Below are 13470 nucleotides of genomic sequence, written 5' to 3' on the forward strand. Positions count from 1 at the left end.
TCGCTTATTTTACTAGAGAGATGCAAGAACAAATTAATGCCGCCTATTGGCAAAAACGCTACCAGAGCGGGCAAACCGGTTGGGACACTGGTGAGATAACGCCGCCACTAAAAACTTATTTTGACCAACTGGCTCTAAAAGATCTGCGCATTCTGGTGCCGGGTTGTGGCCGGGCTTATGAAGCAGAGTACCTCTACAAAGCCGGGTTCCAAAAGGTGTATGTAGCTGATGTAGCAGAAGCGCCCCTGCAGGAATTCGCACAGCGTGTGCCGGACTTTCCGAAAAGCCAGTTGCTGCAGCAGGACTTCTTTCAGCTGCAAGGGGAGTATGACCTTATCGTGGAGCAGACATTTTTCTGTGCGCTGGACCCTACGCTGCGACCAGCCTATGCCCGTCAGTGTGCCGCTTTGCTAAAGCCTGGGGGAAAATTGGTAGGCTTGTTGTTCGACACTACCTTTGCGCATGAAGGGCCGCCCTTCGGGGGGAGTAATGCAGAGTATCGTACCTATTTTGCGCCATACTTCAAGTTTATACATTATGAGCAAGCCTATAACTCTATCAAGCCACGGCAAGGGAGCGAACTGTTTATCTTACTGCAGAAAAAGGAACGGATTGACCAGGTATAAATTTTGTAGCGTTAGGGTACCCCTGCATGTACCGATTCGCTAATATTCAGCGACAGGCATTCTTAATTCCTGATTGAAAGCTTACCTTTACGGGGCAGTTACTGCGCCAACTAAATTGAATTGTCATGTTTGAAATACCAAAACTTAGCCATACCGATAGCGGAAACTTTTTCCTGATGGCAGGCCCCTGCGCCATAGAAGGTGAGGAGATGGCCATGCAGATTGCCGAGCGCCTCAAAACCCTCTCTGACAGTTTGCAGGTGCCCTTGATTTTCAAAGGCTCTTACCGCAAGGCAAACCGCTCGCGCCTGGACTCTTTCACGGGTATCGGCGATGAAAAGGCCCTGCGTATCCTCCAGAAGGTGAGTGAGACCTTCGGTGTGCCGACCGTGACGGATATACATGAAACAACTGAGGCGGCTATGGCTGCTGCCTATGTGGATGTGTTGCAGATTCCGGCTTTCCTGTGCCGGCAAACAGACTTACTGGTAGCCGCCGCCGAAACGGGCAAAGTGGTGAACATCAAAAAAGGACAGTTCTTGTCTGGTGCGGCTATGCGCTTTGCCGTAGAAAAGGTGAACGAATCAGGTAATAAAAAAGTGATCCTGACGGACCGGGGCAACTCATTTGGCTACTCCGACATGGTCGTGGATTTTCGGAACCTGCCTGAAATGCAGGCGACCGGCGCACCGGTGGTGATGGATGTGACGCACTCTCTGCAGCAGCCTAACCAAAGCTCAGGTGTAACGGGCGGCAAGCCTGCCCTGATCGAAACGATTGCCAAGGCAGCCATTGCTGTGGGCGCCGACGGCTTGTTTATCGAAACGCACCCGAATCCGGGTGTAGCTAAGTCTGACGGGGCTAACATGCTGCCACTCGACCAACTGGAAGGTTTGTTGAAAAAACTGATCCGTATCCGACAGGCTATTCGATAGCCTCAACGAACACGAAGCATACAGGCAGCAACGGGTCTTACTATCCTTTTGCTGCCTTTTTTTTAAAAGTGGAGGGTAAAGTGCTCCTTTGGCTGCGTAGTGCGAAAAAACACGAGCCCTATAAAAAACAAATCTATTGTCTGCATCACCTGAGGGTGATTTTTGATATCCCGCCACGCTCGTTTCATTTCAGACGACCAATAGATATCATCCATCACAAATACGCTATGCTCGTGGTGCTTTGTGAGGCACTGCTCAAAATAGGTCATGGTGGGGGTATAGCGGTGGTTCCCGTCAAAAAAAACGAAGTCCAGTTGCTTTACTTTTAGAATTGCTTCCTGAAGTGTCTGGTCCAGGTTTCCCTGTACAAGTTCGATGTTTTTAAGCCCCAGGTACCTGAAATTCTGTTTGGCTGCCCTTGCAATGTTCGGGCAACCCTCAAAGGTATGGATACGGGCAGTATGGCGTGCCTCAGCCAGGTATGCTGTGGTAATACCCAGCGAGGTTCCCAACTCAAACACCGTTGACGGCTGAAAGTGGTTGGCCAGCCGGAATAGCAGTTGCCCGTATTTGAGTGGTTTGGCTGACGTATGGGCAATATCCTTCACCTTTCGCTCTTTTGTAGGCAGCACTGCGGAGCCGGCACCTAAATCCGTGACCTTTATCGTGCGGTTATCTTTCAAAAGCTTGTTGCGGAGTGTCTCGACGCGGCTATAAGCCGGAAAATAACCGGTATGCTGCATCACGTGGTGATACAAGTCAAAAACAAAGGGAGAATGCACCCCATGCAGTTTAAAGGCATGGGCGCGGTAGAGCAGGTAGTCAGCAGCTAAACGGAAGAGAGACACAAGCAGGCTTTAAGAGACCGATAAGTTGTTGTCGGCTATGGCAGTCGGGTGGGCGTTAACGGCTTTTAATTGAGTTTGTAAGGAACCACCAGCGTAAACTCCGGTATGGTAACATGGAATTGGCGTCCGTCTATCATGCGCTCCATCAGGTAGGTGCCGCGCATTTTCCCGATCCCGGTCTTTAGGTTGCAGCCCGATACATACTCGTGCATTTCCTCTGGTTCCAGCACCGGCTGCTGGCCCACAACCCCTTCGCCCTCCACTTCACGAACGACCCCTGTCGCATCGTGGATGTGCCAGTGGCGGCGCAACAGCTTAACGGTGAACTCGCTGTGGTTTTCTATTTTTATCTTGTAAGCAAAAACAAAGTGCTGCTGCACCGGGCTCGAGTAGTCGGGCAGGTAATTGGCCGTTACCGTTACTTTTACACCTTCAGTTGTTTTTGTATCCATGTTCAAAAGTTTTTTGTATACTTAGTAACTACAGGGGCCGCGGCTTGTTTCTGTAGCAACTAAATGCATCACCAAAAATAATCCTGACAAAGCATGAACGTAAAGATAGAAGAAAGCTGGCAAAATGTATTGCAAGACGAATTTGAAAAGCCTTATTTCAAAAACCTTGTGTCTTTTGTTAAAGACGAATACACTTCCCAAAAAGTTTATCCGGCCGGCAGCCAGATCTTCCATGCGTTTGAAAGATGCCCCTTCAACGAGGTGAAGGTGGTGATTCTGGGGCAGGACCCTTACCACGGGCCTAACCAGGCGAATGGGCTAGCTTTTTCGGTGAGCGACCAAGTGCGTATACCTCCCTCGTTGCTCAACATCTTTAAGGAGATAAAAAATGATCTGGGCAAGGACATGCCTGCCACTGGTAACCTGGAGCGTTGGGCCGGGCAGGGGGTACTCCTGCTAAATGCTACCCTTACCGTACGGGCAGCTAATGCCGGGTCGCACCAGAAAAAGGGCTGGGAGGAATTTACCGACGCTGTGGTGCAAAAAGTAAACGATTTGAAGGAGCATGTGGTGTTTATGCTTTGGGGAGCCTATGCCCAAAAGAAAGGCGCATTTATTGACACGCGCAAGCACCTGGTGCTAAAGGCGGCCCACCCATCGCCGTTTGCCGCTGATCGTGGCTTTTTCGGCACCCATCATTTCAGTAAAGCCAACCGGTATTTAAAAGAGCACGGGATGAAAGAGATCGATTGGTAGCCAGCTCTTTTTTTTACCCTGTTATTACCTCCACACTTGAACCAGCATGATGAAGATATACCATAACCCGCGCTGTAGTAAAAGCCGCCAGACCCTGGATTTACTCCAACAAGCTGGCAAGGAAGTAGAAGTTATACCTTACCTGCAGACACCCCCTACTGCGGAGGAATTAAAAGCCGTGCTGCAAAAGCTTCAGCTGAAACCCGAGCAACTGCTACGCAAAGGCGAAAAGCTCTACAAAGAAATTTACAAGGGCCAGGAACTGTCTGATGACGAATGGATACAGGTGATGGTCCAAAACCCTGTGCTGATCGAACGGCCCATTGTGGTGCAAGGCGATAAGGCTGTGCTTGGCAGGCCACCCGAGAACGTAAAGGAGCTGCTTTAGGCAACCACAAATATCGTCATGATAACGATAACAAACGGGTAAAGGTAGTGCTGGTATATCCTGGCGATTTTGCTGTCAGTGTTAAAGCGTTTCCGGTTTACATATTGCAGGATGGATGTGCCGATAAGGGAAGTGATCATGATATAGGTGAAAATGAAGATTTTGTCTGATACAGTGGCATACTCCATCTCGGGTTTGTAGGTGGAGAAATAAAGCGCAATGGAGGCCAACAGCGAGGTGACCTGAATCGCCTCCAGTGTTTCGAAGCGGCTGAGAGGTATAAAAACCGAAAAATAGGTGACCATTAGAATAACCAGCAGCGGCGTGAGCACTTTCAGGAAAAAGTCGGCTTTTGCCCGGGCCATCACATAGGTATAACTGAACTTATAGAACGGCAGCGTTCGCTGTGCATCATCAAAGGAGTTAATGTAGCTGATGATGTCATGGTCGTAGCCCACAAATTGGCCCCGGTACTTCCAACCGCTTGCATCAAATACAGAATCATTCAGGGTGGCGGTGGATGGTTGGATCAGGAAAGGGTTGATCGCGTTGACAGGCTGCAGTTGGATGGCAAATTTCTGCTCGTCGAAAGGGTAATTCTGCAGGTCTGGCTCATAGAGGAACTTGCCAGATACCTTGAACATATAATTGTAGTGCGGCATTTTGCCGGGTGTGTATTTGTAACTGACCTGCTTGACATCCAGCAAATACGCGTGGCTCATTTCGCTGCGGGCGGCATTCGAGAAATCAATCTGCTCAATATCCACGGCGTCGGTAGCTGTGATCTCAAGGTAGAAGGTAGCATAAAAGCTCCCTTCCGTATCGCTCACCTGGTTGATCTGTACCATGTCTACGTGGGTGAACAAAACGGGTACCTGTTGCAGCGTGTCGTTGATGCGCATAAACTGCCGCGGAGCAAGGATTTGCCGAAACAGCCTTTTAGGCTTCCAGGCCAGCAGCACATCGCCCGCTATGGCTTGTTCGTCCGTAAAAAACCAATCGGCATACCACCCACGGTATATCTTCTTGCCACCGATGTATGCTTTCATCCCCTCATTGATTTTTTCCTGAATGGTTTGATCGGAATCGTTTTGCCGGTCATTCCCGGCCGCAGCCAACATCCCGATGCTATCGGCAAAACGGGCGCCAAAGCTAAGGCTAAACTCCATCAGGTCGTCCACGCCCATGATATCGGTGAATGCGGACACCTGCTCATGCAGGCGCAGGTTGAATGTGCCCGGTATGCTTGCCACATTCAGGTCGTAGAGTTCGCCTAAGTCGCCCTTTTCAGACAGCTGGATAATATGCCCTAAATCACCGAGGGCCGTGAAAATAGGTATAGTCACGCCTGCTTCGCGTAGTTGGGCGATGGCAACAGCGGAGACACTTCCGCCAAACGACAGCACCAATAGATCAGACTGTTCTCGGGAAAGCTGGCTGGCAATAGAATCGATTTCGGTGGGGGAGAACTCATAACCAAGCGGCAGCCATTTCTCCATCACGACCTCAATGCCAGGACTGTCTTCTGCCAAGCGGTGCATCACCTCAAGCAAAGCCTGGGAGTAAAGATCACCTGCTCTGCCGATAAATGCGGGGCGAGTGGATTTTTCTTTCAGCAGGAGCCTGAAGCGAGCCCCAACATCCAGAATGCTTTGTTCGGCAGTATACATGGTGGGATACTGCCTGAACAGCGGCGTTAACGCATAGCCACCAATAAAGGGGATACGGGCTGGCCCCACCACCTCCGCAATGGCTTTAGACCTCGTAGAGCTCCAGCAACCCACATAGCCAATCATCAGCGGATCGTCTATGGTTTCGGCTACTACCCGTCTGGCCACTTCCGGGCTGCCTTCGTCGTCGAGGTAAACTACCCGCAACACCTTGCCGCCTACACCCTGCCGCTCATTTATCTGATTTAGCTTCAGCTTGATGATCGTTTTCATCACGCGCATATCCGCTGGCGTCATCTCGGTGCTGTTATAAATCACCCCTATGGTATAGTAGCCCTTGAGCGCTTGCCGAAAGTAAAAGTGACGGTAAAGTATGAAGCTAATCACCAACCCGCCGACGAGCAGCAGCGCAACCTGGATCATGGCCTTTTTTTTGAGTAGCATAGCTTGTTAGCCAACGGCACTGTATGGGCAGAATCGACCCGTCGTTGGTATAATACCTATACGGGGCTACGCAACGTTCTGATATGCAGTTAAATATCCGGGGCTTGAGTTTGAATTATATGTTGCCCCAGGATGCGTCAAATTATAATTCTCTGCTACTCGGAGTATGTTCTGTGGGATTGCCACGGAAATTTGCCTTCTAACTCCACCTGTAGCGATATACTCAGGAAAGTCCGGATTAATACAATGAGGGCAAGGGTAAAAACACGATCCAAGGTGGGTTCCGTCACCACGGTCGCAATAATGTCGGCCGCTACCAGAATTTCCAGGCCAAGCAAGATGGCCTTCCCCAAATCCTGCCGCAGCTTTTTATAGGAGTCGGGTTGGTCCTTAATTTTCAGGAAGACAAACTTCACGAGTGCTACCGCTGCGCCAATTGCTATAATCACAACTCCAAGTACCTCAATGGCGCGCGCGATCACTTCGATATAGTATCTGGCTTCTTCCATGTTAATAACGGCTAAATCCTGTTGTAAGCTGTTGTTGGCCTAAACGAAAGCACTGCACCTGTGGTTATTAACAGCATTTAGTAGAGCCAAAAAAAAGGCCCGCTGGAATTATACCTGCGGGCCTTGCTTGGATTTATTTCTGTGAGGCTATTCTATCGTCTTGAACAGTCGGTCCCAGCGGATACGATCAAAGAAGCCACCTTCAGGGTCTGTGGACATCCAGATCATCACCGCTTTGCCCACGATATGGTCTTCCGGCACATAGCCCCAATAGCGTGAATCGAGGGAGTTGTGGCGGTTATCGCCCATCATGAAGTAATAGTTCTGCTTAAACGTATACTGAGTAACTTCCTTGCCGTCAATGAACAATTTTCCGTCGCGCACCTCTGCGTTTTCGTTATGCTCATACGTCAGGATTGCCTTCTCATAGAAAGGCAGGCTCTCAGCAGTAATGGCTACCGTGGCACCCTCTTTTGGTATGTAAAGCGGGCCATAGTTGTCTTTGTTCCACTCATACTTGCTGGGCACATGCGGAAAAACCTCCGGGTCAGATTTGCCAGCCAGGTCTTTCAGCAGGATCACCTCTTTAATGAGACTCAGTTTTCCGATCTCGGCTGCCAACTCCGGAGAGGCATCTACTACATAACCGTTCTCATAAGGGATGACATCATTCAAGTTGATGTTGCGGTCCTGGAAAAACTTCTCAGAAAGCTGCGTATTTGGCACTAGAAGGTACTTGTATTGTAGGCCTGCAGGGTTGCTGACGGCTTTGCCGTTCAGGTATACCTGCATGTCGCGCACCTCCAGCGAGTCGCCAGGCAAACCGATGGCACGCTTGATATAGTTGGTGCGTAAGTCGGCCGGATGCTGCTCTTCTGGCGGGTAATTGAATACCACGACATCATTGTGCTTCACTTCAGAGAAACCCGGTAAACGGTGCGGCGTCAGTTGGATGGCATCGGAGTAAGAGGGGATGTTAGTCCCCCAAATGGTTTGGTGCGTCAGCGGGACCTGCAGCGGCGTCATGGGGGTGCGCGGGCCATAGTGGAGCTTGCTCACAAACAGAAAGTCCCCTACCAGCAGCGACTTTTCCATGGAGGGTGTCGGGATGGTATAGGCCTCGAACGTTGCCCAGCGGATAAGGCTGGCAGCTACAACGGCAAACAGGATGGCATCGCCCCACTCACGGGCAAAACTTTTCTTTTTCTTAGGTGCTTTGGTTTGAGGTGCTTTCTCCCAAAATTTCACATTCATCTGCGATAGCTATAATTACAGGTTTAGCATGTCTTTCATGCCATACACACCTTCCCGGCTGATTAGCCAGGCGGCTGCCATCACGGCACCCTCGGCAAAGCCGGTGCGGCTGTGGGCTATGTGGCCCAGTTCAATCTGATCGATCTCAGAGCTGTAGGTAACGATGTGCGTACCCACCACATCCGGCTCGCGCTCAGAAATGATGTTTAATTTAGTTTTTTCTTCCGGATTGTCGGCCACCCAGCCTTCTAAATTTGGATAGCTGGACAAGATGCCCTCCGCTGCGGTAATACCGGTACCACTGGGTTTGTCCACTTTCTGAAGATGGTGGATCTCTTTGATAGATACCTCATACCTACTGTAGTCCTTCATTTTGCTGGCAATGTACTCGTTGAAATGGAAAAACAGGTTTACCCCCACGCTATAGTTGGAGGCATAAAAAAACGAGCCTTTCTTCTTCAGGCAGAGGTCAACGGCTTCCTCAAACTTATCAAGCCATCCCGTAGACCCGGAAACCACAGGGATGCCGTGTACCAGGCAGTAGCTTACATTGCCAAACGCTGATTCTGGGTGAGTGAACTCAATGGCCACATCGGTGTTTTCGCCGGTGAAGTTTTTTAACTCCTCGGCATTTTCGTGGTCTATTTTGCCAACAATTTCATGGCCTTTGGCCATAGCCACTTGCTCAATGGTTTTACCCATTTTGCCATAGCCAATCAAAAGAATCTTCATTTAGATCGAGTGTGTAAGGTGAATGTTAGCGCAGGAGCCACTTGGATAGGGCTAGCTGCAGCAGGTATAATGTTAGGGTGTACACGCAGGGTCAGTTCGTCGCTCACATCAAACTCCTTCAGGTGCGCATGTACGTATGCTTCCGCAATTTGCAGGGCGTAGGCACCAATGGAGAGCAGCACTGTGAGGTCACGGTTACGGCGATAGCCATCCCGGCGGAATTTAAGGTTTCGGACAGCGTAAGAACCTGGGTCGGTGCCGTTCTGCACGCCTAAAATCTCGTGGTCGGCATACTCGTCCACGGTTTCTGGCTTGCCGTCCGTCCGTTCTATCAAGGCTACCCGGTAGCTTTGGTATTGCTGGTTGTTGTAAACCAGGTAGTACCCGAGCACGCCACCTGCCGCATACACCAAAGGCACTTTCCAGTAAGCTCTGTTATACATCTGGCCGGCTCCCGGAATCGCGGCAGCCCAAAGTGCCGCTTTCGCAGGCTTGTCCAGGTCTTTGAGATTGAGGTTGGAAAGAAAGAAGCCTTCCTTTTCATCCTTTACCTCAGGCACGTCTATACGCACTGAGTCTGGCCCCGCCGTGATGACCTGCGCCTGCCCAATAGCAGGAGCGAAGTAAGCCATCATACCGATCAGTAAACATGCAAAGCCAGCCTTTAGCCTCATGCGTTCGATTAGTAATTTAATATTTCCAGAATCCTGTTCAACTCTTCCACCGTCAGGAAGGGGATTTTGATCTCGCCCTTTCCATCGTTGTTAGCCTTCACGTGGATTTTGGTGCCGAATTGCGAAGACAGTTTTGTTTCCACGGACTTCAACTCCTCGTCGTATTTATTGAAGTTAAGCTGCTGCTGATTGTCTGGCTTCTTCTTGGCGTTCTGTAGGTTGCGCACCAATTCCTCTACCTTTCTTACCGATAACTCTTTGGCTACAACTTCTTTGAATACGTCCAGTTGCTTTTCTACTGTATCGATGTTGATCAAAGCACGGGCATGGCCCATGCTGATAATGTTGTCGCGCAGCGCAATCTGAATATCTGGGGGCAACTTTAACAGACGCAGGTAATTGGTTACAGTCGTACGCTTCTTTCCTACCCGGTCACCCAGTTCCTCCTGCTTCAAGCTGCACTCAGATAAGAGGCGCTGGTAGGAGAGGGCAATCTCAATGGCATTCAGGTTTTCGCGCTGGATGTTCTCAATCAGGGCCATTTCCAGCATCTGCTGATCATCCGCTTTGCGGATAAAAGCAGGAATCACTTTCAGGCCCGCAATCTTGGACGCCTGGAAGCGGCGCTCACCCGCAATAAGCTGGAAAGTGTTCTGATCTAACTGACGAACCGTGATCGGTTGAATAATGCCCTGCACCTTGATTGACTCCGCCAGTTCTTCCAGCGCAGCCTGGTCAAAATGGGTGCGGGGCTGGTATGGGTTCGTCTGGATCTGCTCAATAGCTATATCTGCGATGGTATTGACTTCGTTAAGAGTGGATGATTCGGTTTTGCCGGTATACTTGTTACCCTCCAGGAGAGAGCCTAAGCCTCTGCCGAGGCCTCCTTTGCGTTTAGCTGCTGAATTTTTGTTGTCAGACATGTAATCTAAAAAATTATTTTGCCAGCACTACGCTGTTTTTCTCCGCAATTTCACGGGCCAGGTTCAGGTAACTCATAGCACCTTTGCTTTCTGCGTCGTGCAATAGGGCTGGTATACCAAAACTAGGGGATTCGCTTAACTTCACGTTGCGCGGGATGATGGTATCGAAAACCATTTGCTGGAAGTGCGTTTTCACTTCCTCTACCACCTGGTTGCTTAGGCGCAGGCGCACATCATACATCGTCAGCAGGATCCCCTCTATGGCCAGGTCCGTATTTAACCGCGACTGGATGATCTTGATCGTATTCAGAAGCTTGCCCAAGCCCTCCAAGGCAAAGTACTCGCACTGTACCGGAATCACGACTGAATCGGCTGCTGTGAGAGAGTTCACTGTGATTAAACCCAGCGAAGGAGAGCAATCTATGATAATGAAGTCGTAGTGCTTCTTTAAGTCCTGAAGGGCCACACGCATCTTTTCTTCGCGGTTCGGCACATTGATCATTTCTACCTCAGCACCCACTAAGTCGATGTGAGAGGGGATGAGGTCCAGGAACTCGATGTTGGAAGACTGTAGGATGATTTCTTCAGCCTTCACGTCTTCCACCATGCACTCGTAGATGCTGCTGGTGATGGTGGCCGGGTCAAAGCCCAGGCCAGAGGTAGCGTTTGCCTGCGGATCAGCGTCCACAAGCAGGGTCTTGAACTCTAAGGCTGCTAAACTGGCGGCCAGGTTTATTGCTGTGGTCGTTTTACCGACACCGCCTTTCTGGTTTGCAACCGCAATTATTTTTCCCATCTAAGTTTATAGGTTAATCGTCTGCCCTATCTCCATCAATATAAGCTCCTTGTCGGCCAGTTTGGCTACATCCTTCACCTCTTCATGGTCGATCTCGATGTATGGGAAGGTGTCGTAATGCATGCCAATCACTTTGTCTACCTCCACAAAATCTGCGGCACGTACGGCATCGTGGATATCCATCGTGAAGTTATCGCCAATGGGTAGCAAGGCGAAATCCAGGTCATACTGCTCTGGTATCAGCTTCATGTCGTAAGTCAGGGCAGTGTCGCCGGCAAAGTAAAAAGTCTTGTTTTCTGTTTCTACCACATATCCTGCTGCCACGCCACCGTTCGAGCCATCGGGCAGTGTGCTGGAGTGAACAGCTGTCACCATCTTCACTGTTCCGAAAGGCAGCGTTACTTTTCCGCCAATGTTCATGGGGTGTGTTTTCTCGATTCCTTTTCCGCTGTACCAGCTTGCAATCTCATGAATGGCAACGATCGTGGCGTTGTTGTTACGGGCGATTTGCTCCGCGTCCTGCACATGGTCCTGGTGGCCGTGCGAGAGTAGGATGAAGTCTGCTTTGATGGCATCCACGTCTATCTTGGAGGCAAGCTCGTTAGGGGAGATGAAGGGATCGAACAATACCCGATGCGCTCCGATCTCGAATAAGAAGCAAGACTGACCGTAGTATGTTATATTCATAATGTTGCTATTTTAGTCGTCAAATAGTCCTTGCAAGTTTCCAAAGACTTGCACAAATATACATTTTTTTACCCATATAGGCGGATGCAAGTTAGATCAGCAGCTATATTTTTATGCACATTTCTGGCGCTTTTAAGCTCCTGTTCGCAACCCTCTGAAAGTGAAACGGACAAAAAAGTGTTTCGGTATAATCAGCCTGAGGCGCTTACCTCTCTAGACCCCGCCTTTGCCAGAAACCAGGCCAACATCTGGGCAACTACGCAGCTTTACAACGGTCTGGTGGAGCTTGACCAGGAACTCAAGACAGGGCCAGCCATAGCGAAGGCCTGGGAAATATCTCCAGACGGTACCAGCTATACCTTTCATCTCCGTGATGACGTGTTTTTTCACGATAACAGGGTGTTTGAAGGTGGTAAGGGGCGCAGAGTTACTGCCCATGACTTTGAGTATAGCTTTAAGCGCATCGTGGATCCTGCCACAGCTAGCACGGGAGCCTGGGTGTTCAATGACAAGGTGCTTCAGGATAAGGCGGGCGCTATCTCCGATACCGCTTTCGTCGCGCTGAATGACAGCACCTTTCGGGTTTATCTGAATCAGCCCTTCATTGCCTTCCTGGAGATCCTGACGATGCCTTACGCCTACGTGGTGCCACATGAGGCAGTGGAGCGTTACGGCAAAGACTTTCGGGCTAACCCCGTGGGCACAGGGCCCTTTCGGTTTAAGCTCTGGGAGGAGGGGAGTGCCATCGTGATGCTCCGTAACCCAGCCTACTGGAAACGCGACTTAGCGGGTACCCGCTTGCCTTACCTCGATGCCGTGCAGATCACTTTTATCACGGATAAGAAATCAGAATTCTTAACCTTTCTGCAAGGCAAACTCGACTTCCTGTCAGGTATCAAGGAGGGGTCCCGGGATATGGTACTGCACAACGACGGTACGGTGCAGGAGGATTTCCGTGACAAGTTTCAGGTGCAGAAGGTGCCTTACCTCAACACCGAGTACATTGGGTTTCAACTGGACGAAACCAACTTGAAAGACCCCAATCCAGCACTGCAAGACAAGCGAGTACGGCAGGCGCTTAACTATGCGCTGAATAAACCGGAGATGATCGCTTACTTCCGGAACAATATCGGTATACCTGGCCATGCGGGCATGGTACCGCCTTCCTTGCCCTCCTACAGCGAAGCAGCTGTTCCTGGTTATCGGTATGATCAGAAAAAAGCCTTGGCACTTTTGCGTGCGGCAGGCTATAATGCCCAAAAACCGCTGCGGCTTAGGCTAAGCACGGTGCAGGAACATAAAGAGTTGGCGGAATACATGCAGAAGAAGTGGGCCGAAGTTGGTGCAGATGTGCAGATAGACATTAACCAGGCTCCTGCCCACCAGGAAACCGTGGACAATGGCCGTGCGCCTTTTTTTATGAAATCCTGGTTAGGGGATTACCCAGACGCGGAGAACTACCTGGCACTCTTCTACAGCAAGAACTTCTCGCCGGCTGGGCCCAATAAAACACACTTCAGGAACTTGCAGTTCGACCACCTGTATGAACAGGCCAAGCGGGAGCAGGACGTGCAACAGCGGTGGGAACTATACCGGCAAATGGATCGCATTATTGTTGAGGAGGCTCCCGTAATCGTTCTGTATTACGATGAGGTGGTACGCTTAACCCAAAATAACATCAAGGGCTTAACGGCGAACCCGATGAACGCCCTGAACCTGGATCATGTGCGTAAGCAGTAGACGAAAAAAAGCGGCAGCTGTCTGAACAGCTGCCGC

At 50.2% G+C, this 13470-nt stretch carries 15 protein-coding genes; 5 read left to right on the forward strand and 10 right to left on the reverse strand.

Annotation, left to right across the window (positions count from 1 at the left end; all coding sequences use genetic code 11):
- Positions 1 to 20: 20 nt before the first annotated feature.
- Positions 21 to 626 (forward strand): methyltransferase domain-containing protein, encoded by a 606-nt coding sequence (locus ACXYMU_RS07220; RefSeq protein ID WP_458985694.1) that lies wholly within the window; start codon positions 21 to 23, stop codon positions 624 to 626.
- Between the two features lie 125 nt (positions 627 to 751).
- Positions 752 to 1561 carry a 3-deoxy-8-phosphooctulonate synthase gene (gene kdsA / locus ACXYMU_RS07225; protein WP_458985695.1) on the forward strand — a complete coding sequence of 270 codons (810 nt, stop codon included), beginning with the start codon at positions 752 to 754 and terminating at the stop codon, positions 1559 to 1561.
- Between the two features lie 62 nt (positions 1562 to 1623).
- Here kdsA and ACXYMU_RS07230 read toward each other — a convergent pair whose 3' ends face one another.
- Positions 1624 to 2409 carry an O-methyltransferase gene (locus tag ACXYMU_RS07230; RefSeq protein WP_458985696.1) on the reverse strand — a complete coding sequence of 262 codons (786 nt, stop codon included), beginning with the start codon at positions 2407 to 2409 and terminating at the stop codon, positions 1624 to 1626.
- A 65-nt stretch (positions 2410 to 2474) separates the two neighbouring features.
- On the reverse strand, positions 2475 to 2861 hold the full coding sequence (gene apaG / locus ACXYMU_RS07235) for a Co2+/Mg2+ efflux protein ApaG (RefSeq protein ID WP_458985697.1): 387 nt from the start codon (positions 2859 to 2861) through the stop codon (positions 2475 to 2477).
- A 93-nt stretch (positions 2862 to 2954) separates the two neighbouring features.
- Between apaG and ung the strand changes: the two genes are divergently transcribed.
- Together ung and arsC are read left to right on the forward strand one after the other, a co-directional pair.
- Entirely contained in the window at positions 2955 to 3617 is a 663-nt protein-coding gene (ung, locus tag ACXYMU_RS07240; protein ID WP_458985698.1) for a uracil-DNA glycosylase, read from the forward strand.
- 49 nt (positions 3618 to 3666) lie between these two features.
- Positions 3667 to 4005, forward strand: coding sequence for an arsenate reductase (glutaredoxin) (gene arsC / locus ACXYMU_RS07245; RefSeq protein ID WP_458985907.1), 339 nt, complete (start codon positions 3667 to 3669; stop codon positions 4003 to 4005).
- On the opposite strand, the gene ACXYMU_RS07250 is transcribed toward arsC, so the two are convergent.
- The 8 genes from ACXYMU_RS07250 to ACXYMU_RS07285 form a co-directional block, all read right to left on the reverse strand.
- Entirely contained in the window at positions 4002 to 6119 is a 2118-nt protein-coding gene (locus tag ACXYMU_RS07250) for an ABC transporter substrate-binding protein (protein WP_458985699.1), read from the reverse strand. The genes arsC and ACXYMU_RS07250 overlap by 4 nt on opposite strands.
- 155 nt (positions 6120 to 6274) lie before the next feature.
- A complete protein-coding gene (locus tag ACXYMU_RS07255) occupies positions 6275 to 6628 on the reverse strand; it encodes a DUF1622 domain-containing protein (protein ID WP_458985700.1) in 354 nt (117 codons plus the stop codon).
- Between the two features lie 147 nt (positions 6629 to 6775).
- A complete protein-coding gene (gene lepB, locus ACXYMU_RS07260) occupies positions 6776 to 7882 on the reverse strand; it encodes a signal peptidase I (RefSeq protein WP_458985701.1) in 1107 nt (368 codons plus the stop codon).
- A gap of 15 nt (positions 7883 to 7897) precedes the next feature.
- On the reverse strand, positions 7898 to 8614 hold the full coding sequence (dapB, locus tag ACXYMU_RS07265) for a 4-hydroxy-tetrahydrodipicolinate reductase (RefSeq protein WP_458985702.1): 717 nt from the start codon (positions 8612 to 8614) through the stop codon (positions 7898 to 7900).
- Positions 8611 to 9288, reverse strand: a complete 678-nt coding sequence (locus tag ACXYMU_RS07270; protein WP_458985703.1) for a DUF5683 domain-containing protein — start codon at positions 9286 to 9288, stop codon at positions 8611 to 8613. Before ACXYMU_RS07270 ends, dapB begins: the two co-directional genes overlap by 4 nt.
- 8 nt (positions 9289 to 9296) lie before the next feature.
- Complete coding sequence (locus ACXYMU_RS07275; protein ID WP_458985704.1) at positions 9297 to 10211, reverse strand: ParB/RepB/Spo0J family partition protein; 915 nt, start codon at positions 10209 to 10211, stop codon at positions 9297 to 9299.
- Between the two features lie 13 nt (positions 10212 to 10224).
- Complete coding sequence (locus tag ACXYMU_RS07280) at positions 10225 to 11007, reverse strand: ParA family protein (RefSeq protein WP_458985705.1); 783 nt, start codon at positions 11005 to 11007, stop codon at positions 10225 to 10227.
- 6 nt (positions 11008 to 11013) lie between these two features.
- Entirely contained in the window at positions 11014 to 11694 is a 681-nt protein-coding gene (locus tag ACXYMU_RS07285; protein ID WP_458985706.1) for a metal-dependent hydrolase, read from the reverse strand.
- Positions 11695 to 11871: 177 nt separating this feature from the next.
- Here ACXYMU_RS07285 and ACXYMU_RS07290 point away from each other — a divergent pair, with 177 nt between their 5' ends.
- Entirely contained in the window at positions 11872 to 13434 is a 1563-nt protein-coding gene (locus ACXYMU_RS07290; RefSeq protein ID WP_458985707.1) for an ABC transporter substrate-binding protein, read from the forward strand.
- Positions 13435 to 13470: the final 36 nt, after the last annotated feature.

Source organism: Pontibacter sp. CAU 1760, from assembly GCF_054482735.1.

Coding starts and splice junctions, on each gene's coding strand:
- ACXYMU_RS07220 (WP_458985694.1), top strand. CDS start 21: ATGCAAGAACAAATTAATGCCGCCTATTGGCAAAAACGCTACCAGAGC.
- kdsA (WP_458985695.1), top strand. CDS start 752: ATGTTTGAAATACCAAAACTTAGCCATACCGATAGCGGAAACTTTTTC.
- apaG (WP_458985697.1), bottom strand. CDS start 2,861: ATGGATACAAAAACAACTGAAGGTGTAAAAGTAACGGTAACGGCCAAT.
- ung (WP_458985698.1), top strand. CDS start 2,955: ATGAACGTAAAGATAGAAGAAAGCTGGCAAAATGTATTGCAAGACGAA.
- arsC (WP_458985907.1), top strand. CDS start 3,667: ATGAAGATATACCATAACCCGCGCTGTAGTAAAAGCCGCCAGACCCTG.
- ACXYMU_RS07250 (WP_458985699.1), bottom strand. CDS start 6,119: ATGCTACTCAAAAAAAAGGCCATGATCCAGGTTGCGCTGCTGCTCGTC.
- ACXYMU_RS07255 (WP_458985700.1), bottom strand. CDS start 6,628: ATGGAAGAAGCCAGATACTATATCGAAGTGATCGCGCGCGCCATTGAG.
- lepB (WP_458985701.1), bottom strand. CDS start 7,882: ATGAATGTGAAATTTTGGGAGAAAGCACCTCAAACCAAAGCACCTAAG.
- dapB (WP_458985702.1), bottom strand. CDS start 8,614: ATGAAGATTCTTTTGATTGGCTATGGCAAAATGGGTAAAACCATTGAG.
- ACXYMU_RS07270 (WP_458985703.1), bottom strand. CDS start 9,288: ATGAGGCTAAAGGCTGGCTTTGCATGTTTACTGATCGGTATGATGGCT.
- ACXYMU_RS07275 (WP_458985704.1), bottom strand. CDS start 10,211: ATGTCTGACAACAAAAATTCAGCAGCTAAACGCAAAGGAGGCCTCGGC.
- ACXYMU_RS07280 (WP_458985705.1), bottom strand. CDS start 11,007: ATGGGAAAAATAATTGCGGTTGCAAACCAGAAAGGCGGTGTCGGTAAA.
- ACXYMU_RS07285 (WP_458985706.1), bottom strand. CDS start 11,694: ATGAATATAACATACTACGGTCAGTCTTGCTTCTTATTCGAGATCGGA.